Annotated in this window: 21 protein-coding genes; 6 read left to right on the top strand and 15 right to left on the bottom strand. The window is 71.6% G+C overall.

Translation table 11 applies throughout. The features are described 5' to 3' along the window. Positions 1-103: 103 nt before the first annotated feature. Entirely contained in the window at positions 104-1,279 is a 1,176-nt protein-coding gene (gene alr / locus ACFYZ3_RS06645; protein WP_388514376.1) for an alanine racemase, read from the bottom strand. A 177-nt stretch (positions 1,280-1,456) separates the two neighbouring features. Between alr and ACFYZ3_RS06640 the strand changes: the two genes are divergently transcribed. After that, on the top strand, positions 1,457-1,828 hold the full coding sequence (locus tag ACFYZ3_RS06640; protein WP_388514375.1) for a holo-ACP synthase: 372 nt from the start codon (positions 1,457-1,459) through the stop codon (positions 1,826-1,828). A 22-nt stretch (positions 1,829-1,850) separates the two neighbouring features. On the opposite strand, the gene ACFYZ3_RS06635 is transcribed toward ACFYZ3_RS06640, so the two are convergent. Next, positions 1,851-2,459, bottom strand: coding sequence for a helix-turn-helix domain-containing protein (locus ACFYZ3_RS06635; protein WP_388514373.1), 609 nt, complete (start codon positions 2,457-2,459; stop codon positions 1,851-1,853). Between the two features lie 79 nt (positions 2,460-2,538). On the opposite strand from ACFYZ3_RS06635, the gene ACFYZ3_RS06630 reads away from it, so the two are divergent. Together ACFYZ3_RS06630 and ACFYZ3_RS06625 are read left to right on the top strand one after the other, a co-directional pair. Then, positions 2,539-3,996, top strand: coding sequence for an NAD(P)H-hydrate dehydratase (locus tag ACFYZ3_RS06630; protein WP_388514371.1), 1,458 nt, complete (start codon positions 2,539-2,541; stop codon positions 3,994-3,996). A gap of 41 nt (positions 3,997-4,037) precedes the next feature. Further along, complete coding sequence (locus ACFYZ3_RS06625) at positions 4,038-4,610, top strand: ASCH domain-containing protein (RefSeq protein WP_388514370.1); 573 nt, start codon at positions 4,038-4,040, stop codon at positions 4,608-4,610. 15 nt (positions 4,611-4,625) lie between these two features. Here the strand turns inward: ACFYZ3_RS06625 and glmS are convergent, their stop codons facing one another. Then, positions 4,626-6,473, bottom strand: a complete 1,848-nt coding sequence (glmS, locus tag ACFYZ3_RS06620) for a glutamine--fructose-6-phosphate transaminase (isomerizing) (RefSeq protein WP_388514368.1) — start codon at positions 6,471-6,473, stop codon at positions 4,626-4,628. A 114-nt stretch (positions 6,474-6,587) separates the two neighbouring features. After that, on the bottom strand, positions 6,588-7,394 hold the full coding sequence (locus tag ACFYZ3_RS06615; RefSeq protein WP_388514366.1) for a hypothetical protein: 807 nt from the start codon (positions 7,392-7,394) through the stop codon (positions 6,588-6,590). Positions 7,395-7,654: 260 nt separating this feature from the next. Here ACFYZ3_RS06615 and coaA point away from each other — a divergent pair, with 260 nt between their 5' ends. Both coaA and ACFYZ3_RS06605 read left to right on the top strand, forming a co-directional pair. Then, entirely contained in the window at positions 7,655-8,644 is a 990-nt protein-coding gene (coaA, locus tag ACFYZ3_RS06610) for a type I pantothenate kinase (protein ID WP_388514365.1), read from the top strand. A 98-nt stretch (positions 8,645-8,742) separates the two neighbouring features. Beyond that, complete coding sequence (locus tag ACFYZ3_RS06605; RefSeq protein WP_388514364.1) at positions 8,743-9,684, top strand: DUF389 domain-containing protein; 942 nt, start codon at positions 8,743-8,745, stop codon at positions 9,682-9,684. 104 nt (positions 9,685-9,788) lie between these two features. Here the strand turns inward: ACFYZ3_RS06605 and glmM are convergent, their stop codons facing one another. From glmM to ACFYZ3_RS06585, 4 genes are all read right to left on the bottom strand, one after another. Then, positions 9,789-11,147 (bottom strand): phosphoglucosamine mutase, encoded by a 1,359-nt coding sequence (glmM, locus tag ACFYZ3_RS06600; protein ID WP_361010263.1) that lies wholly within the window; start codon positions 11,145-11,147, stop codon positions 9,789-9,791. Between the two features lie 224 nt (positions 11,148-11,371). After that, the gene (gene rpsI, locus ACFYZ3_RS06595) at positions 11,372-11,884 is read right to left on the bottom strand and encodes a 30S ribosomal protein S9 (RefSeq protein WP_003974238.1); all 513 of its coding nucleotides are present in this window, start codon (positions 11,882-11,884) and stop codon (positions 11,372-11,374) included. A 42-nt stretch (positions 11,885-11,926) separates the two neighbouring features. Next, positions 11,927-12,370, bottom strand: a complete 444-nt coding sequence (rplM, locus tag ACFYZ3_RS06590) for a 50S ribosomal protein L13 (RefSeq protein ID WP_003974239.1) — start codon at positions 12,368-12,370, stop codon at positions 11,927-11,929. Between the two features lie 207 nt (positions 12,371-12,577). Further along, a complete protein-coding gene (locus ACFYZ3_RS06585; RefSeq protein ID WP_388514362.1) occupies positions 12,578-13,783 on the bottom strand; it encodes a glycosyltransferase family 87 protein in 1,206 nt (401 codons plus the stop codon). Between the two features lie 74 nt (positions 13,784-13,857). Here ACFYZ3_RS06585 and ACFYZ3_RS06580 point away from each other — a divergent pair, with 74 nt between their 5' ends. Then, on the top strand, positions 13,858-14,769 hold the full coding sequence (locus ACFYZ3_RS06580) for a hypothetical protein (protein WP_388514361.1): 912 nt from the start codon (positions 13,858-13,860) through the stop codon (positions 14,767-14,769). Between the two features lie 18 nt (positions 14,770-14,787). Here the strand turns inward: ACFYZ3_RS06580 and truA are convergent, their stop codons facing one another. From truA to infA, 7 genes are all read right to left on the bottom strand, one after another. Continuing rightward, positions 14,788-15,642 carry a tRNA pseudouridine(38-40) synthase TruA gene (gene truA / locus ACFYZ3_RS06575; RefSeq protein WP_388514359.1) on the bottom strand — a complete coding sequence of 285 codons (855 nt, stop codon included), beginning with the start codon at positions 15,640-15,642 and terminating at the stop codon, positions 14,788-14,790. A 140-nt stretch (positions 15,643-15,782) separates the two neighbouring features. After that, entirely contained in the window at positions 15,783-16,286 is a 504-nt protein-coding gene (gene rplQ / locus ACFYZ3_RS06570; protein ID WP_356855184.1) for a 50S ribosomal protein L17, read from the bottom strand. A gap of 169 nt (positions 16,287-16,455) precedes the next feature. Then, a complete protein-coding gene (locus tag ACFYZ3_RS06565) occupies positions 16,456-17,478 on the bottom strand; it encodes a DNA-directed RNA polymerase subunit alpha (RefSeq protein WP_003966937.1) in 1,023 nt (340 codons plus the stop codon). Positions 17,479-17,609: 131 nt separating this feature from the next. Continuing rightward, positions 17,610-18,014, bottom strand: coding sequence for a 30S ribosomal protein S11 (rpsK, locus tag ACFYZ3_RS06560; RefSeq protein WP_003948617.1), 405 nt, complete (start codon positions 18,012-18,014; stop codon positions 17,610-17,612). 67 nt (positions 18,015-18,081) lie between these two features. Then, positions 18,082-18,462: a 30S ribosomal protein S13 gene (gene rpsM / locus ACFYZ3_RS06555; RefSeq protein WP_003974244.1), complete on the bottom strand. Its 381-nt coding sequence runs from the start codon at positions 18,460-18,462 to the stop codon at positions 18,082-18,084. 188 nt (positions 18,463-18,650) lie between these two features. Continuing rightward, the gene (gene rpmJ / locus ACFYZ3_RS06550) at positions 18,651-18,764 is read right to left on the bottom strand and encodes a 50S ribosomal protein L36 (protein ID WP_003974245.1); all 114 of its coding nucleotides are present in this window, start codon (positions 18,762-18,764) and stop codon (positions 18,651-18,653) included. Positions 18,765-18,832: 68 nt separating this feature from the next. Further along, complete coding sequence (infA, locus tag ACFYZ3_RS06545; protein ID WP_003948620.1) at positions 18,833-19,054, bottom strand: translation initiation factor IF-1; 222 nt, start codon at positions 19,052-19,054, stop codon at positions 18,833-18,835. Between the last annotated feature and the right edge of the window lie 11 nt (positions 19,055-19,065).

Here is a 19,065-nt window from a genome sequence, read left to right as displayed (position 1 = left end):
GTGCACCGCTCCTCTTCGCCTTCGCCGGGCCGTGCGGACACCCGCCGGCCGCTGATTCACCTGAACGCGCGTGCCCGCGCGCGTCACTTTGCCGACGGGGGCGTCACTCGTTGACGTAGACGCGCGGGACGCGGCTTCCGATCCGGGTGACGATCTCGTACGCGATGGTGCCCGCCGCCTGGGCCCAGTCCTCGGCGGTGGGCTCGCCGCGGTCGCCCGGTCCGAACAGCACCGCCTCGGCGCCCGGCTCGGGCCGGTCCCCGCCCAGGTCGACGACGAACTGGTCCATCGCGATCCGCCCCGCGACCGTGCGCCACTTGCCGTCGACCAGCACGGGGCCGCTGGAGGAGGCGTGCCGGGGAATGCCGTCCGCGTAGCCGAGCGGGACGAGGCCGAGGGTGGTCTCGCCGGGGGTGGTGTAGTGGTGCCCGTAGCTGACGCCGTGGCCGCCGGGGACCTGCTTGACCAGGGCCAGCGAGGCGGCCAGCGTCATCACCGGGCGCAGCCCGAAGTCGGCCGGGGTGCCGATCTCGGGGCTGGGCGAGACGCCGTACATCGCGATGCCGGGCCGTACGAGGTCGAAGTGGGCGTCGGGCAGGGTGAGGGTGGCCGGCGAGTTGGCGATGTGCCGCACCTCGGGGCGCAGGCCCTGCCGCTCGGCGTAGGCCGTCATCTCCCGGAAACGGGTGAGCTGCGCGGCGATGGAGGGGTGGCCGGGCTCGTCGGCGCAGGCGAAGTGGGACCAGAGCCCGGTGACCCGCAGCAGCCCTTCCGCTTCGGCCCGCAGCGCGGCCCCGACCAGTTCCTCCCAGTCCGCGCCGGGCTGGCAGCCGCCCCGGCCGAGCCCGGTGTCGGCCTTGAGCTGGACCCGCGCGGGCACCCCGGCCGCCCGTGCCGCCTCGACGACTTCCGCCATGGCCCACATGGCGCCGACGGACACGTCGAGACGGGCCTCGACCGCCTCCCGCCAGGGCCCGCCGGGCGTCCACAGCCAGCACATGATCCGTACGTCGTCCGGCAGTGCGGGCTCCGCCGCCCGCAGGGCGAGGGCCTCCTGCGGGGTGGCGGTGCCGAGCCAGGTCGCACCGGCCGCGACGGCCGCGCGGGCGCAGGGAAGCGCGCCGTGGCCGTAGGCGTCCGCCTTGACGACGGCCATGAGAGCCGCCCCGGGGGCCCGTTCGCGCAGTGCGCGTACGTTGGCCCGCAGGGCGGCCAGGTCGATCTCGGCCCGGGCGCGCAGTACCGCGTCCGCGTCCCGCCGAGCAGTTGTCTCGCTCATCGTGCCCCCAGTCTCTCAGAGCACCCGGCCGCCCCGGCCGCACGGCGCCTGGCGGTGGTTGGGGCCCGTCCGGCGGATCATGCCGCAGACGCGGGGTCCGGCACGCGCATCTGCGCCGTTGAGGTACCGCTTCGTTCCTGCGACCTGATCCGCCGGGCAGGCCCTAGGGTTCCCGGCATGAGCATCATCGGGGTCGGGATCGACGTGGCCGAGGTCGAGCGGTTCGGGGCTGCGCTGGAGCGCACACCGGCCCTGGCGGGGCGGCTGTTCCGTGAGAGCGAGTTGCTGCTGCCCGGCGGGGAGCGCCGGGGTGTGGCCTCGCTCGCCGCCCGTTTCGCGGCGAAGGAGGCGCTGGCCAAGGCGCTGGGCGCACCGGCGGGGCTGCTGTGGACGGACGCGGAGGTGTACGTCGAGGAGAGCGGGCAGCCGCGGCTGCGGGTCTCGGGGACGGTGGCGGCGCGGGCGGCGGAGCTGGGCGTGGCGTCGTGGCACGTGTCGCTGAGCCACGACGCGGGGATCGCGTCGGCGGTGGTGATCGCGGAGGGGTAGCCCCCCGGGTCGGCCCTCGGGGTCAGTCGGCGGTCGGCCGGACCCGGATGTGCATGCGCTCGCCCTGCGCGCCGTACAGGGCGATCCACTCGACGGGCTGGTCCCCGGCGTTGGCGATGCCGTGCGGGACGCGGGTGTCGAACTCCGCCGTCTCCCCGGCCGTCAGGACGAGGTCGTGCTCGCCGAGGGCGAGGAGCAGGCGGCCGGAGAGCACGTAGAGCCACTCGTGGCCCTCGTGCGCCCCCTGTTCGGGGCGCGGTGTCCACTCGGTCCGCGGAACGGCCGGGGTGGGGAGGATCTGCTTGTAGGCGTGCAGCCCGTCGTTGGGGTTCCGGGTGAGCGGGACCCACGTCTGTCCGTGCCGGGTGAAGGGGCGGGGATGGACGCGGGGGTCGCCGGTGCGCGAGCCGACGAGTTCGTCCAGGGGCAGCCGGTGGGCCCGGGCCAGCGGCAGCAGGTGCCGCAGCCCCGGCTCGCGCTGCCCCGACTCCAGCCGGGACAGGGTGCTCACGGAGATGCCGGTGGCGGCGGCGAGCCGGGCCAGCGTGAGCCCGCGGGCCTGGCGGATGGCGCGCAGGCGGGCTCCGAGCGAGGTCATCACCTGTGCCGTCTCGTCGTCGCCGCCGCTCATGGGACCACTGTCCCCCATCGCGGATTCCGGGAAGCGGCGGGCCGTGCGTGTTCCCGGCGTACGGGGAAGACTCGACGGCATGCGGACTGCGTACAGCGTGGAAACGGTCAGGAACGCCGAACGGGAGCTGATGGCACGGCTGCCGGAGGGGGCGCTGATGCAACGGGCCGCGGCCGGACTGGCCGCCGCCTGTGCCCAGGTGCTGGTCCGGGTGGCCGGGCGGGTCTACGGCAGCCGGGTGGTGCTGCTGGTCGGCAGCGGCGACAACGGCGGCGACGCCCTGTACGCGGGCGCGCGGCTGGCCCGGCGGGGCGCGGGCGTGACGGCGGTGCTGCTCGCGCCGGAGCGGGCGCACGGCGGCGGACTGACGGCGCTGCGGCGCGCGGGCGGACGGATTGCCGAAGGCGCGGCTTCCGGTTCCGCCGAGGAGTTGATCGCGCGGGCCGACCTCGTCCTCGACGGCATCGTCGGGATCGGCGGCGGGGGCGGGCTGCGCAAGGAGGCGGTACCGCTGGCGGACGCGGCCGCGCGGTCCCGGGCCGCCGTCGTCGCCGTCGACCTGCCGAGCGGGGTGGACGCGGACACGGGCCGGGTGCGGGGGGACGTGGTCAGGGCCGACCTGACGGTGACGTTCGGGACGCACAAGCCGGGGCTGCTGATCGATCCGGCGCGGGAGTACGCGGGTTCGGTGCGGCTGGTGGACATCGGTCTGCCGCTGCCCGGCGAGGCGGCCGAGCTGGAGGCGTTGCAGCATCCGGACGTGGCCCGGCTGCTGCCGGTCCCGGCGGGCGAGAGCGACAAGTACCGGCGCGGGGTCGTGGGCATCGCCGCCGGGTCGGCCCGCTATCCCGGCGCGGCCGTACTCGCCGTCGCGGGCGCGCTGCGGGGCGGGGCCGGGGCGGTGCGGTACGTCGGTCCGGCGGGGGACGCGGTGATCGCCCGCTTCCCGGAGACGCTCGTGTCCGACCAGGGGCCGGAGCGGGCCGGGCGGGTGCAGGCGTGGGTGGTCGGACCGGGCGCCGGTGACGACGCGGCGACGGTGGCTCAGGTGCTGGCGGCGGAGGTACCGGTGCTGATCGACGCGGACGGCCTGCGGCTGGCCGACGCGGACGCGGTACGGGCGCGCACGGCACCGACGCTGATGACCCCGCACGCCGGGGAGGCGGCGGCGCTGCTCGGGGTGGGCCGGGAGGAGGTCGAGTCGGCCCGGCTGGCCTCGGTGCGCGAGCTGGCGGCGCGGTACGGGGCGACTGTGCTGCTGAAGGGCTCGACGACCCTGGTGGCCAGTGCGAAGGGCGGTCCCGTCCGGGTCAACGCGACGGGGACGTCGTGGCTCGCCACGGCCGGGAGCGGGGACGTGCTGTCCGGCCTGGCGGGGTCGCTGCTCGCGGCGGGCCTGTCGGCGGTGGACGCGGGGAGCGTGGGCGCGTACCTGCACGGTCTGGCGGGCCGCTTCGCGGCCCAGGGTGCCCCGGCGGGGGCGCACGATGTGGCGGCGGCGATCCCGCGGGCCTGGCGGGATGTACGCGGGGACTGAACCGGCACTTTGGGCGTGGGCCGCGCCGGTACGGTGCCCACATGGCCCTCGAACCGGACCCGCCCCCCTCGTTCCCGACTCCCTCGGCCCCGACCCCCTCTTCCCCGACACCCTCTTCCCCGACCCCCTCTTCCCCGAGCCCCTCTTCCCCGAGCCCTTCCTTCCCGGCCCCGTCCCTCCCCGACCTCGGCTCGCTCCCCAGGGCCGAGTTCGGCTTCCCGGGCCCCCTGCGCGACCGGCTCGTCGCGGCGGTCCTGGACGGCTCGAAGACCGCCACGACCGGACTGGTCGCCGACTACGAGCACGAGGGCGAACCGCTGCCCGAGGCCGGTCGCCGCGAGGTGGTGGTCGACTCGCGCGAACTCCCCGTCGCCGTCATCGAGGTGACGGAGGTGCGTGTCGTCCCACTGGCCGAGGTGGACCTCGCCCACGCGGTCGACGAGGGCGAGGGGGACACGAGCGTGGCCGAGTGGCGGGCGGGCCACGAGCGGTTCTGGCACGGTGCGGAGATGCGCGCGGCGCTCGGCGACCCGGAGTTCACGGTGGACGACGCGACACCGGTGGTCCTGGAACGCTTCCGGGTCGTCACCGTGCTGCCCGTCACCGGCCGCTGAGGAGGCGTCGCGGACCTACTCCACCGTCACCGACTTCGCCAGGTTCCGCGGCTGGTCCACCTCGTTGCCGCGGGCCGTGGCCAGTTCGCAGGCGAAGACCTGCAACGGCACCGTGGCCACCAGGGGTTGCAGCAGCGTCGGGGTGGCCGGGATCCGGACGAGGTGGTCGGCGTAGGGGACGACCGCCTCGTCGCCCTCCTCGGCGATGACGATGGTGCGGGCGCCGCGGGCGCGGATCTCCTGGATGTTGGACACGATCTTGTCGTGCAGGATCGAGCGGCCGCGCGGGGACGGCACCACGACCACGACCGGCAGGTCCTCCTCGATCAGCGCGATCGGCCCGTGCTTCAGCTCGCCCGCCGCGAAGCCCTCGGCGTGCATGTACGCCAGCTCCTTGAGCTTGAGGGCGCCTTCCAGGGCGACGGGGTGGCCGACGTGCCGGCCGAGGAAGAGCACCGTGTTCTTGTGGGCCAGGGAGCGGGCCAGCTCGCGCACCGGGTCCATGGTCCCCAGGACCCGTTCGACCGCGCCGGAGACGCCGGACAGGTCGCGGACGACGTCGCCGATCTCGTCGCCGTACTTCGTGCCGCGCACCTGGCCGAGGTAGAGGGCGACCAGGTAGCAGGCCACGAGCTGGGTGAGGAAGGCCTTGGTGGAGGCGACGGCGACCTCGGGGCCCGCGTGGGTGTAGAGCACGGCGTCGGACTCGCGGGGAATCGTCGAGCCGTTGGTGTTGCAGATCGCGAGGACCCTGGCGCCCTGTTCGCGGGCGTGGCGCAGGGCCATGAGGGTGTCCATGGTCTCGCCGGACTGGGAGATCGCGACGACCAGGGTCTGCTGGTCGAGGATCGGGTCGCGGTAGCGGAACTCGCTGGCCAGCTCCACCTCGCAGGGGATCCGCGTCCAGTGCTCGATGGCGTACTTGGCGATCAGCCCCGCATGGTACGCCGTGCCGCAGGCGATGACGACGACCTTGTCGACCTCCCGCAGCACCTCCGGCGGGATGTGTACCTCGTCCAGGCTCAGCGTGCCGGAGCCGTCGATGCGGCCGAGGAGGGTGTCGGCGACGGCCTTCGGCTGCTCGGCGATCTCCTTGAGCATGAAGGAGGCGTAGCCGGCCTTCTCGGCGGCCGAGGCGTCCCAGTCGACGTGGTAGGAGCGGACGTCCGCCGGGGTGCCGTCGAAGGCGGTGACCCGCACGCCGTCCCGGCGCAGCTCGACGACCTGGTCCTGGCCCAGTTCGACGGCGTCCCGGGTGTGGGCGATGAAGGCCGCGACGTCCGAGGCGAGGAAGTACTCGCCCTCCCCCACGCCCACCACGAGCGGCGAGTTGCGGCGCGCGCCCACCACCACGTCCGGCGCGTCCGCGTGCACCGCGACCAGCGTGAACGCGCCCTCCAGCCGCCGGCACACCAGCCGCATCGCCTCGGCGAGGTCGGCGCAGGCCGAGTACTCCTCGGCGAGCAGGTGGGCGACGACCTCGGTGTCGGTCTCGGAGGGCAGTTCGTGGCCGCGCTCCGTCAGCTCGGCCCGCAGCGGCGCGAAGTTCTCGATGATGCCGTTGTGGACCACGGCCACCCGGCCCGCGTTGTCGAGGTGCGGGTGGGCGTTGGCGTCTGTGGGGCCGCCGTGGGTGGCCCAGCGGGTGTGGCCGATGCCGGTGGCGGCGGACGGCAGCGGGTGTTCGGACAGTTCCTTGTCGAGGTTGACGAGCTTGCCGGCCCGCTTGGCGGTGGCGAGGCCGCCGTCCGCGAGCACGGCGACGCCCGCCGAGTCGTATCCCCGGTATTCGAGCCGCTTCAGTCCGGCCATCACGACATCGAGTGCCGACTGAGGCCCTACGTATCCCACGATTCCGCACATAAGCGGCAGCCTACGAGCAGGATCGACCGCGCGGCGGCCGCAAAGCGGGCATCCTGTGCCCGATATCGGAAATTCCCACCGGGGTACGAACGCCGTCCGCCGTCTCCCGGCCCGTCAGCCGAGCTTGGCGACCTGCGCGTCGACGACCTCGGAGGGGACCTCGAATTCCGCGCCGGTCATCATCGAGGAGAGGTTGACGGCGCCGAAGGTGGCGAGGGTGGCGCCCTTGCGGACCACGACGAGCTTCATGAGCCCACTGCTGTCCCCGCCGGTGGCCACACCGAGGTTGACGGTGAGCCCCTCGTCACCGGCCTTGAGGCGGCCCAGGCCGCTCACCTCGGTGACCCGCATCTTGTCGCTGCCCACGGTGGTGTCGAAGCCGCCCGCGCACTTCTCGGCGGCCGTCTTCAGGCCCGCCATCGCCTGCTCGGCGCCGCCGTCCGCGTAGGAGGCGACGTTCAGCAGGATCTTGTTCACGTCGATATCGGTCATCTCCTGGCCGTCCGGGCCCTTGCTCTCGGAGGGCGCCTCCGTCTGTCCCTGCCAGGAACGCTGCACGTTGGCCGCCGGCTCGCCCTGGGCCACCGCACCCTGGACATAGACGAGCGGCAGACAGGCCTTGTCGCTCGTGGAGACCTGGTCCTTGGCCACCTGGTCGTCCGCCGACAGCTCGGTGGCGACCTCGCCGTTCTTGACGTCGGCCTGGGCGAGGGCGACCTTCTCCAGCTCGGCGGCGGTCAGCGTCTTGCCCGCCGGTGCGGACGCCGCGGCACCCTCCGCCGGTGCGGACTGCTCCGTCTTGGCCGTCTCCTCGGCGGCCGCTCCGTCGTCGTCGGACGACCCGCCGCAGGCGGTGGCGAGCAGGGCCAGGGCGGTGGCGGAGGCGGCGAGGGCGGTACGGCGGACAGCGGTCGGACTCACGGCGGCACTCTTTCGTCGGTTCACTTCAGGGGATGTCGACTCGCGTCGGAATCTGTCGAGTCACGTCGAGGCCGGTGATGAGATCCGGTCGACTTTGCCCGCACCATACCTACGACATTCGCACGTACGATCGATAACCGGCCATCCGAAACCCGACCGTGATCCAGACCGGTCCCGCCGGGGCCCAGCGGGCCACGGCGGACCGGCCGACGTGACACAGCCCACCTGCCGCCCCGTTCGTACTCCGTTAACAATGGACTGTGATCTCTCCGGTCCCCTCGATTCCCCGGAGCGCCCACCGGCAGCGGCCGGAGGCGACTCCCTACGTCGACCTCACCCGCCCCGAGTGGAGCGCGCTGCGCGACAAGACGCCGCTGCCACTGACCGCCGAGGAGGTCGAGAAGCTGCGCGGCCTCGGCGACGTCATCGACCTGGACGAGGTGCGGGACATCTACCTCCCGCTGTCCCGGCTCCTCAACCTCTACGTCGGCGCCACCGACGGCCTGCGCGGCGCGCTGAACACGTTCCTCGGCGAGCAGGGCTCCCAGTCCGGCACCCCCTTCGTCATAGGGGTCGCGGGCTCGGTCGCGGTCGGCAAGTCCACCGTCGCCCGCCTGCTCCAGGCGCTGCTCTCCCGCTGGCCCGAGCACCCGCGCGTGGAACTGGTCACCACCGACGGCTTCCTGCTGCCGACACGGGAGCTGGAGACGCGCGGCCTGATGTCGCGGAAAGGTTTCCCCGAGTCGTACGACCGCCGTGCGCTCACCCGGTTCGTCGCCGACATCAAGGCGGGCAAGGCGGAGGTGACCGCCCCCGTCTACTCCCACCTCATCTACGACATCGTGCCGGACCAGCGGCTCGTGGTCCGCCGCCCCGACATCCTGATCGTCGAGGGCCTGAACGTGCTCCAGCCCGCGCTGCCCGGCAAGGACGGCCGCACCAGGGTCGGACTCGCCGACTACTTCGACTTCAGCGTGTACGTCGACGCGCGCACCGAGGACATCGAGCGCTGGTACCTCAACCGCTTCCGCAAGCTGCGCGCGACCGCCTTCCAGAACCCGTCCTCGTACTTCCGCAAGTACACGCAGGTGTCGGAGGAGGAGGCCCTCGACTACGCCCGCACCACCTGGCGGACCATCAACAAGCCCAATCTGGTGGAGAACGTGGCCCCCACCCGGGGCCGGGCCACCCTGGTGCTGCGCAAGGGCCCCGACCACAAGGTCCAGCGCCTGAGCCTGCGCAAGCTGTGAGGCGGGCGACACATGCGGGGCGGGCGACACATGCGGGGCGGGCGACGCATGTGGGGCGGGCTGGGCACGTGGGCCCGGCGGCGCGATAGAAATACCGGATGCTGCATCTGCGCCTGATCACTCCGGCCGACCGCACCGACGAGGTGGTCCGCCTGATCGACCGTACGGTCGGCACAACCCACCTCGTCGTTCTGCCGGGCGCCGCCCGCGAACCCGAGGGCGACGTCGTCATGTGCGACGTGGCCCGCGAAGCCGGGGACGAACTCATCAACGGCCTGCGGGCGTTGGGCATCGACAGCTGCGGCGCCATCACCGCCGAGAACATCGACCTGTCGTTGTCCGAGCGCGCCGACCAGGCGGAGCGGGACGCACCCGGCGAGGCCGCCGACGCGGTGCTGTGGGAGCAGTTGGAGGAGGCGACGCACGAGGAGTCGACGCTCTCCATCACCTACGTCGCCTTCATCACCCTCGCCACGATGATCGCCGCCTGCGGTGTCGTCCTCGACAACGCGATCCTGATCGTGGGCGCGATGGCGGTCGGCCCGGAGTTCGGCCCGCTGGCCGGGATCTGCACGGCGATCGTCCAGCGGGCCCCGCGGCTCGCCCTGCGCTCGGCGATCGCCCTGCTGGTGGGCTTCGCCGTGGCGATGGCGGTGACGGTGGGCTTCAGCTGGATCATGGCCGCCCTCGACCTCTTCAGCGAGGGCAAGCTGGAGGGCGACCGCCCCAACACCGGCTTCGTCTACGCCCCCGACGCCTTCTCCTTCGTGGTGGCGGTCCTCGCCGGCATCGCGGGCACGCTGTCCCTGACCTCGGCGAAGTCCGGCGCCCTGGTGGGCGTCGCCATCTCCGTCACCACGGTCCCGGCGGCAGCGAACGCCGCCGTCGCCCTGAGCTTCGGCGACACCAACCAGACAGTGGGCTCCACCGAACAACTCCTGCTCAACCTGGCAGGCATCGTGGTCGCCGGAACCCTCACCTTGCTGGCGCAGAAGGCATTGTGGTCAACCCAACGACGCCGGATGAGCAAGCCAACCTAGGGGCGCGGGGCTCTGCTGATCTGCGGCTCCGCCGCGCGGGCGCGACCAGCCACGACGAACCCGCATCACACAGCACCCCCCCACCCCGAACCCGGCCCCGAAAACTAACCGAGCGCAGACTTCACCGAATCGGCCAACCGCCCCGCCACAGACCGAGCCTGCTCAATATCGGCGGCCTCCACCATCACCCGCACAAGAGGCTCCGTCCCGGAGGGACGCAACAGCACCCGCCCGGTGCTGCCAAGCTCCCGCTCGGCCTCGGCCACGGCGGTCGCCAGCTCGGCGGAGCTGGTCACCCGCGACTTGTCCACGTCCGGCACATTGACCAGCACCTGCGGCAGCCGCTCCATCACGGACGCGAGGTCCCGCAGCGTACGCCCGGTCTGCGCGACCCGTGCCGCCAGCATCAGGCCGGTCAGCGTGCCGTCACCCGTGGTGGCGTGGTCGAGGATGATGACGTGGCCGGACTGCTCGCCGCCGAGGGCGTAGCCGTGCTCCTTCATCTCCTCCAGGACGTACCGGTCGCCGACCCCGGTCTGCACGAACCGGATGCCCTCGCGCTCCATGGCGAGCTTGAAGCCCAGGTTGGACATGACGGTCGCCACGACGGTGTCCGAGCGCAGCGCCTCGCGCTCCCGCATCGCCAGGGAGAGCACGGCGAGGATCTGGTCGCCGTCGACCTCCGCGCCGGTGTGGTCCACGGCCAGGCAGCGGTCGGCGTCGCCGTCGTGGGCGATGCCGAGGTCGGCGCCGTGCTCGACGACGGCGGCCTTGAGCAGGTCGAGGTGGGTGGAGCCGCAGCCGTCGTTGATGTTGAGGCCGTCGGGCACCGCGCCGATGGTGACCAGTTCGGCACCGGCCCGCGCGAACGCCTCCGGGGAGACCCGGGAGGCCGCGCCGTGCGCCTCGTCGAGGACGATCTTCAGTCCGTCGAGGCGGTTCGGCAGGACACCGACGAGGTGGGCGACGTACTGGTCGAGCCCCTCGTCGTAGTCGCGGACGCGGCCGACACCGGCGCCGGTCGGGCGGTCCCAGGGGGCGCCGGTGCGGTGGTCGGCGTAGACGGCCTCGATGCGGTCCTCCAGCTCGTCGGCGAGCTTGTGGCCGCCGCGGGCGAAGAACTTGATGCCGTTGTCGGGCATGGCGTTGTGGCTGGCGGACAGCATCACGCCGAGGTCGGCGCCGAGCGCGCCGGTGAGGTGGGCCACCGCGGGCGTCGGCAGCACGCCGACCCGCAGCACGTCCACACCGGCGCTGGCGAGGCCCGCGACCACCGCGGCCTCCAGGAACTCCCCGGAGGCACGTGGGTCCCGGCCGACCACCGCGGTCGCCCGGTGCCCGGCGAAGGTGCCCGCCTCGGCCAGTACGTGCGCCGCGGCGACGGAGAGGCCCAGCGCCAGCTCGGCCGTCAGATCCGCGTTGGCGACGCCGCGCACGCCGTCCGTGCCGAAGAGTCGTCCCACTTGTCCTCCTGAGGAAACGTCAGATCCGGAAGCGGCTGCCCTGAGTGCGGCCCACGCAGTCGGCTCCCGAAGGCCCGGGCACGCATCGCCCGACCATCGATCACATAAGCCTTAGAACGTCTTGTGCCGTTATACGCCCAACGGCAGGGATAAACGAATGCCCCGGCAGCACAGTGGCGTGCCGCCGGGGCGTTCGGAGTACAGCCGGTACCAGCCGGTACGACTTAGCGCTTGCTGTACTGCGGGGCCTTGCGGGCCTTCTTCAGACCGGCCTTCTTGCGCTCGACCGCACGGTCGTCACGCTTGAGGTAACCGGCCTTCTTGAGCGCGCCGCGGTTGTTGTCCACGTCGGCCTCGTTCAGCGCGCGGGCGACACCGAGACGGAGCGCACCGGCCTGACCGGAGACGCCGCCGCCGGAGATGCGGGCGATGACGTCGTAGCGGTTGTCGAGCTCGAGCACCTTGAAGGGCTCGTTGACTTCCTGCTGGTGCACCTTGTTCGGGAAGTAGTCCTCGAGCGTGCGCCCGTTGACCTTCCACTTGCCGGTGCCCGGGACGATCCGGACGCGGGCGATGGCGTTCTTGCGACGGCCCAGACCGGCGGCCGGCTGGGGCTCGCCGAACGCGGAGGCCATGGACTCCGAGGTGTACTCGCCCTCGACGGGCACCTCGGACTCGGTGGTGTAGCTGTCGATGTCGATCTCTTCGAGCGGCTGCTCGGGAGTGGTCTCGGCCACGATGCTCCTCAGATTCTCTTCAGTCTTAAAGGGTGGCCGGGACTACTGCGCGACCTGGGTGATCTCGAACGGCTGCGGCTGCTGCGCGCCGTGCGGGTGCTGGTCACCCTTGTAGACCTTCAGCTTCGAGAGCATCTGACGGCCCAGGGAGTTCTTCGGGAGCATGCCCTTGATGGCCTTCTCGACGGCCTTCTCCGGGTTCTTGTCCAGGAGCTCGTCGTAGCGCACGGAGCGCAGACCGCCCGGGTAGCCGGAGTGGCGGTACGCCATCTTCTGGGTCCGCTTGTTGCCGGAGAGGTGCACCTTGTCGGCGTTGATGATGATGACGAAGTCACCGGTGTCGACGTGGGGCGCGTAGATCGGCTTGTGCTTGCCGCGCAGGATGCTGGCCGCAGTGGTGGCCAGACGACCCAGGACGACGTCCTGGGCGTCGATGACGTGCCACTGGCGCGTCACATCGCCGGGCTTGGGGCTGTACGTACGCACGGTTCGTAGCCTTCGCTTCTTCAGTGAGTGGTCCTGACATGGTCACCGAAGACGATCACGACAGCCCTGACCGCACCGCGGTGACGCATACCGCGTGCAGGTCGCTGGTCATCGGTCCCGGTGGACCGGTGTAAGGGCCCCTCACGTGAGAATGAGCAAGCCAATACACATACGACTGTGCAGAATACCCGGGCCCCGGCGGCCGGGTCAAAACGGGGCCGCCGGGGCGCGCTCCGGCTCCGGCGCACGCCCCGGGGGCACCCGCTCTCCGGCGCCCGCCGGACCGGTCCGGGCCTGCCGGGCGACCGTCACGGCCAGGACGCACAGCGTGAACGCGTCCCGGAAGGCACGCCGCCGCTCCCCCTCCAGCCAGGGCCAGGTCAGGCCGGGTGCCTGGGGCACCAGGGCGATCCAGAACCACACCCCGCGGGCCACCGACCCGGCGTACGGCAGCCCGGCAAGCAGCAGCGGCAGGGCGACCAGGAGGTAGTGGTCGTAGGACGGCCGGGAGACGAGGAACGCCGAGAGCATCAGTCCCGCCCCGGTCTCCGCGAGCCGCAGCGGACCGGGGTCGGCACGGCGCCAGCGCCGGTACGCGCAGAGCACCCCGGCCGAGGCCGCCGCCACCGCGAGCCCCTGCGCGAACGCCGGCGGCACCCCGAGCCGGGGCAGCACGGCCGCCGGGGAGGCCTCGTAGAGCCGTACGAAGCCGTCGTCGCCGTGCAGCAGGAAGGGCAGGGTGCGGGTGAAGAAACCCGCCGGGTCGGGCATCGCCAGCGCCGCCGCGGCGGAGGCCAGCGCGGGCACCAGGACGGCCGCGAGCAGCGCCCGCCACCGCCCGGCGAAGAGGAAGAGCAGGACGACGGGCGCGAGCAGCGGCTTGAGCGCCACGGCCGCCCCGATGACGACCCCCGCCCCCGTCCAGCGCCCCCGGCTCGCCAGCAGCAGGGCCAGCGGCAGCGCCACCGTCGCGGTCACCGTCCAGTTGCCGAGCCGCACCAGGTGCCCGAACGGCGCGAAGCCCAGCGCGAGCCCGGTCAGCCCGAGGACCGCGAGCCTGCTGCCCAGCGGCACCCGGTGCAGGCGCAGCGCACAGGCCCAGGCCAGCGTCAGCAGGACGGTCACCGCGCAGGGCACCAGGACCCGCAGCACGGCCCCGGGCAGCAGCGCCTGCGGGACGGCGGCCAGGACGGCGCTCGGCAGGTAGAGGAAGTGCGGGTCGTCGTAGGGGGAGCCACCGGCCAGCCAGGTGCGGGCGGCCCGCACGACGATCGAGTTGTCCATGCCGCCGTCCGAGGTCGTCCGTGCCGCGTGCGCGGCGGACGCCGCCAGCACCGTCACGAGCACCGCCCACGGATGCCTTCCCGCCGGCCGCACCAACCACCCGGAGATGTCGCTTTTGCCCGTCCGCATGCACGGAACGCTAGGCCCTGCCGCCCCCAAGTCCCGGCACCAGCACGCCCTTCGGCCCGTCTAAGATGCGCCCCATGAGCTTTGGGCAGGGGGGACCTCAGTCACAGTGGGATCCCTGGACACCGCAATCGCAGCAGCAGCCGCAGCCGCCGCAGTCCCAGCAGCCCTGGAACAGCGGGAACAGTGACAACACGCCGGACTGGGCTGCCCTCGCCGAGGCCTCCGAGGCCCGTGCCAAGCGGCGCCGGCTGTTCTTCATCGGCGGCGGCGCGCTGGCCACCGTGGCCATAGCCAGTGCCGTCGCGGTGGCCGTGGTCTCGGCGAACGGCTCGGACCAGGCCTCCGACGGCCCCTCCTCGCAGCTCCCCTCGACGGCGGACATACCCAGCTCGACGGCCACCGAGCCGTCCTTCGCCCCGACCAGCGCCCCGCCGCCGCTGGACCCGAAGGACTTCGTCTCCAGCGTCAAGAAGGACAAGGCCCCGCTCAGCCCGGACCTGCTCTTCCCGGGGACCCAGCTGACCATGGGCGAGACGGTCTACAAGAAGGGCCCGACGGCCGACACCCGCACCTGCGGCTCCGCCGTCCAGGGCACCCTGCCGAAGGTCCTCGACGCCAACAAGTGCACGCGCCTGCTCCGCGTCACCTACACCAAGGGCGACACCGCCGTGACGGTCGGCGTGGCCGTCTTCGACACCGAGGCGCAGGCCGCGAAGGCCAAGAAGGACGCCGACAAGAAGAGCATCGTGCGCTCCCTGTCCGGCGGCGGCGTGAAGTCCTTCTGCACCGGCGCCGTCTGCCGCTCCACCACCAACTCCTACGGCCGTTACGCCTACTTCACGGTCGCCGGGTTCACCGGCGCCAAGGACGTCACGGAGAAGTCCACCGGCGTGTTCCGGGCCGGTGACGACCTGGCCGAGTTCGCCTTCCGGCAGATCCGCCGACGCGGTGAGGCCCAGGCGTCTGCGGCGGCGGAGGCGGGCTGACGCCCGCCTCCCGCCCCGTCAGCAGCAGCCGGTGCCCGGCAGCGACCGCTTGTTGCGCGCCTCCTTGTTCCGGGCGGCCAGCAGCTCGTCGGCCGGGTAACCGACCTCCTCCAGCGTCAGCCCGTGCGGCCGTACGACGTGCACGGCCGAGTCCCGTACGCCCGCGGCGAGCACCTTGGCCGGCCACTCGGGCCCGCGGTGCCCGTCGCCGACGAACAGCAGCGCCCCGATCAGCGAGCGCACCATGTTGTGGCAGAAGGCGTCGGCCCGCACGGTGGCGGTGACGATCCCGTCCCCGCCCCGCACCAGGCTCAGCTCCTGGAGCGTGCGGATGGTCGTGGCCCCCTCCCGCTTCTTGCAGTAGGCGGCGAAGTCGTGCTCGCCCAGCAGTCCGCGGGCGGCCGCGTTCATGGCATCGACGTCGAGCGGCCAGTCGTGCCACAGCACGTGTCCGCGCAGCAGCGGGTCGACGCCGCCCGGATTGTCGGTGACCCGGTAGGCGTAGCGCCGCCAGACCGCCGAGAAACGGGCGTTGAAGCCACTGGGCGCCTCCCGCAGCGCCCAGACCCGCACGTCCCTGGGCAGCCGCCCCGCGAGCCGCTTGAGCAGCTTCACGTGGTGCTCGGCCCACACCTCGCGCGGCAGATCGACATGGGCGACCTGCCCCCGGGCGTGCACACCCGCGTCGGTCCGTCCGGCGACCGTCAGCTCGTACGTCTCCCGCGACCGCGTGACCGTCCGCAGCGCGTCCTCGATCTCCCCCTGCACGGTCCGCCGCCCCCCGGCCTGCTTGGCCCACCCGGAGAACTCGCTCCCGTCATAGGAGAGATCCAGCCGCACCCGCACAAACCCGGCCTCAACTTCGTCACTCACCCAGAGATCCTCTCACCCACACGAAAGCGGGCCCGCTCCTCGAAAGGAACGGACCCGCAATCACCCTCAAGGGGCGCGGGGAACTGCGCGAACAACCACAACGAAGCCGCAGCCGCAATCGCACAGCCCCCGGCAGACGCTTACGCGTCCTTGGACTCCTCGGCCGCAGCCTCGTCGTCGCCCTTGGTCGTGTCGACCTTGGTCTCGACGGCCTCGGTGCCCTCGGCGTCCTTGGCGGCACGCTTGGTCGCGGCCTCGGCCTCACCCGTGGCCTCCTGCGCCACGGTCAGCGCCTCGACCAGCTCGATGACGGCCATGGGCGCGTTGTCGCCACGACGGTTACCGATCTTGGTGATCCGGGTGTAGCCACCGGGACGGTTCTCGTAGCGCGGGCCGATCTCGGTGAAGAGCGTGTGGACGATGCTCTTGTCCGTGATCACCTGGAGCACCTGACGGCGGTTGTGAAGGTCGCCCTTCTTCGCCTTGGTGACCAGACGCTCGGCGTACGGACGCAGCTTGCGCGCCTTCGCCTCGGTGGTCGTGATCCTGCCGTGCTCGAAGAGCGACTTCGCGAGGTTCGCGAGGAGCAGCTTCTCGTGCGCGGCGCTGCCGCCCAGACGGGCACCCTTGGTGGGCTTCGGCATGATGTTTCTCCTAGGTGTCTGCCCCGGCCGTATCAGGTACCGGAGTCAGTATCCGAGCGGGCGGTCGCCCGTCGGAGATCCGGGGCGCCTTTGCAAGCGCCCCGGAGGGTCCGCGCCCTAAAGGGGCGCGGGGAACTGCGCGACCAGCCACTACGGACCGGCAGCCGAATCAGTACTGCTCGGTCTCCACGAAACCGGCATCCGCGTCGTCGTCGGCGCCGAAGGCGTCCGCGGCGGCGGTCGGGTCGAATCCGGGCGGGCTGTCCTTGAGCGCGAGGCCCATGCCGGCCAGCTTCGCCTTGACCTCGTCGATCGACTTCGCACCGAAGTTGCGGATGTCGAGCAGGTCGGCCTCGGAACGGGCCACGAGCTCACCCACGGAGTGGATGCCCTCGCGCTTGAGGCAGTTGTACGACCGAACGGTGAGCTCGAGCTCCTCGATCGGCAGCGCCAGGTCGGCGGCGAGCGCGGCGTCCGTCGGGGACGGACCCATGTCGATGCCCTCGGCGTCGATGTTCAGCTCGCGGGCGAGACCGAACAGCTCGACCAGGGTCTTACCGGCGGAGGCCATGGCGTCACGCGGACGCATCGCCTGCTTGGTCTCGACGTCGACGATCAGCTTGTCGAAGTCGGTGCGCTGCTCGACACGCGTGGCCTCGACCTTGTACGTGACCTTGAGAACCGGCGAGTAGATGGAGTCGACCGGGATACGGCCGATCTCCTGGCCCACCTGCTTGTTCTGCACGGCGGAGACGTAGCCGCGACCGCGCTCGACGGTCAGCTCCATCTCCAGCTTGCCCTTGCCGTTGAGCGTGGCGAGGACGAGGTCGGGGTTGTGCACCTCGACACCGGCCGGGGGCGCGATGTCGGCGGCGGTGACCAGACCCGGGCCCTGCTTGCGCAGGTACATCACGACGGGCTCGTCGTGCTCCGAGGAGACGACCAGCTGCTTGATGTTGAGGATCAGGTCGGTGACGTCCTCCTTGACGCCCGGCACGGTGGTGAACTCGTGCAGGACACCGTCGATGCGGATGCTGGTGACAGCAGCACCGGGAATCGACGACAGGAGGGTGCGGCGCAGGGAGTTGCCGAGGGTGTAACCGAAGCCCGGCTCCAGCGGCTCGATGACGAACCGGGAGCGGAACTCGTCGACGACCTCTTCGGTCAACGAGGGACGCTGAGCGATCAGCATGTGGTGATCCTTCAGTCAGGGGCGCCCGCTATTTGACGCCCGACTAGTACTGCAAGGGTACGGGCGATACGACCCGAAAGAGCCGTACCGCCCGGAAAACCCTGGTGAAGCGATGTCGCGGTGAAGCGAGATCAGACGCGACGACGCTTCGGCGGACGGCAGCCGTTGTGCGGGGTCGGCGTGACGTCCTGGATGGAGCCGACCTCGAGGCCGGTCGCCTGCAGGGAGCGGATGGCGGTCTCACGACCGGAACCCGGGCCCTTGACGAAGACGTCGACCTTGCGCATGCCGTGCTCCTGCGCGCGACGGGCAGCCGACTCGGCGGCCATCTGCGCGGCGAACGGCGTGGACTTCCGGGAGCCCTTGAAGCCGACGTGGCCGGCGGAGGCCCAGGAGATCACGTTGCCGGTCGGGTCCGTGATGGACACGATCGTGTTGTTGAACGTGCTCTTGATGTGCGCGTGGCCGTGAGCGACGTTCTTCTTTTCCTTGCGGCGCACCTTCTTGGCAGCGCCCTGACGTCCCTTGGGGGGCATGTCGTTCTCCTACGGGAGGTGGTCGGTCCTACAGCGAAGACCGCTGGACGGCGAAGTCCGCTGCGGACTACTTCTTGCCCGGCTTCTTCTTGCCGGCGATGGCGCGACGCGGGCCCTTGCGGGTGCGGGCGTTCGTGCTGGTGCGCTGACCGCGGACGGGCAGGCCACGACGGTGACGCAGACCCTGGTACGTGCCGATCTCGACCTTGCGGCGGATGTCGGCCTGCACCTCGCGACGGAGGTCACCCTCGGTCTTGATGTTGTTGTCGACGTACTCGCGGATCGCGACGAGCTGCTCCTCGGAGAGGTCCCGAACACGGGTGTTCGGGTCCACGCCGGTGGCGGCGAGCGTCTGCTGCGAGAGGGTCCGGCCGATGCCGAACACGTAGGTGAGGGCGATCTCGACGCGCTTTTCGCGCGGGATGTCAACACCGGAAACGCGTGCCATTCAATGGCTCCAGTTGATTGTCGGAGGTCTTCCACAGAACCGGTCCCCGGCCGCCGTATGAGGTACGTATCGGGTCCCCGGCCTCCGAACCGGGGGTGTCGGACGCCTGGGCGCCCGGGTCCTGCGTATGAACATGTTCAGCTCGCGTCGCGCGAAGTCATGCGAATCGCGGAGGGAACGGTCAGGCTTCAGCCCTGGCGCTGCTTGTGGCGCGGGTTGTCGCAGATGACCATGACCCGACCGTGACGGCGGATCACCCTGCACTTGTCGCAGATCTTCTTGACGCTCGGCTTGACCTTCATGGGTGTGAGGTTCTCCGGGTCAGTTGCCGGCGGACCCGCGCGCGGAGCACGCAGGACGTGGGCAAGATCTACTTGTACCGGTAGACGATCCGGCCACGCGTCAGGTCGTACGGAGACAGCTCCACCACGACCCGGTCGTCAGGGAGGATGCGGATGTAGTGCATACGCATCTTGCCGCTGATGTGTGCCAGGACCTGGTGGCCGTTCTGGAGCTCCACCTTGAACATGGCGTTCGGAAGAGACTCGACGACAGTGCCTTCGATCTCGATGGCACCTTGCTTCTTGGCCACGCTTCGCCCTT

Origin of the sequence: Streptomyces sp. NPDC001599 (genome assembly GCF_042893535.1) — a bacterium.
In the GTDB taxonomy this organism is placed as follows: Bacteria; Actinomycetota; Actinomycetes; order Streptomycetales; family Streptomycetaceae; genus Streptomyces.
The sequence above is the reverse complement of the archived record's forward strand: the minus strand, read 5'-3'. Positions and strand labels throughout refer to the sequence as shown.

Coding starts and splice junctions, on each gene's coding strand:
- ACFYZ3_RS06640 (WP_388514375.1), top strand. CDS start 1,457: ATGAGCATCATCGGGGTCGGGATCGACGTGGCCGAGGTCGAGCGGTTC.
- ACFYZ3_RS06580 (WP_388514361.1), top strand. CDS start 13,858: ATGAGCTTTGGGCAGGGGGGACCTCAGTCACAGTGGGATCCCTGGACA.
- ACFYZ3_RS06625 (WP_388514370.1), top strand. CDS start 4,038: ATGGCCCTCGAACCGGACCCGCCCCCCTCGTTCCCGACTCCCTCGGCC.
- glmS (WP_388514368.1), bottom strand. CDS start 6,473: ATGTGCGGAATCGTGGGATACGTAGGGCCTCAGTCGGCACTCGATGTC.
- alr (WP_388514376.1), bottom strand. CDS start 1,279: ATGAGCGAGACAACTGCTCGGCGGGACGCGGACGCGGTACTGCGCGCC.
- rplQ (WP_356855184.1), bottom strand. CDS start 16,286: ATGCCGAAGCCCACCAAGGGTGCCCGTCTGGGCGGCAGCGCCGCGCAC.
- ACFYZ3_RS06630 (WP_388514371.1), top strand. CDS start 2,539: ATGCGGACTGCGTACAGCGTGGAAACGGTCAGGAACGCCGAACGGGAG.
- ACFYZ3_RS06565 (WP_003966937.1), bottom strand. CDS start 17,478: ATGCTGATCGCTCAGCGTCCCTCGTTGACCGAAGAGGTCGTCGACGAG.
- rpsK (WP_003948617.1), bottom strand. CDS start 18,014: ATGCCCCCCAAGGGACGTCAGGGCGCTGCCAAGAAGGTGCGCCGCAAG.
- ACFYZ3_RS06585 (WP_388514362.1), bottom strand. CDS start 13,783: ATGCGGACGGGCAAAAGCGACATCTCCGGGTGGTTGGTGCGGCCGGCG.
- ACFYZ3_RS06635 (WP_388514373.1), bottom strand. CDS start 2,459: ATGAGCGGCGGCGACGACGAGACGGCACAGGTGATGACCTCGCTCGGA.
- rpmJ (WP_003974245.1), bottom strand. CDS start 18,764: ATGAAGGTCAAGCCGAGCGTCAAGAAGATCTGCGACAAGTGCAGGGTG.
- ACFYZ3_RS06605 (WP_388514364.1), top strand. CDS start 8,743: ATGCTGCATCTGCGCCTGATCACTCCGGCCGACCGCACCGACGAGGTG.
- rpsM (WP_003974244.1), bottom strand. CDS start 18,462: ATGGCACGCGTTTCCGGTGTTGACATCCCGCGCGAAAAGCGCGTCGAG.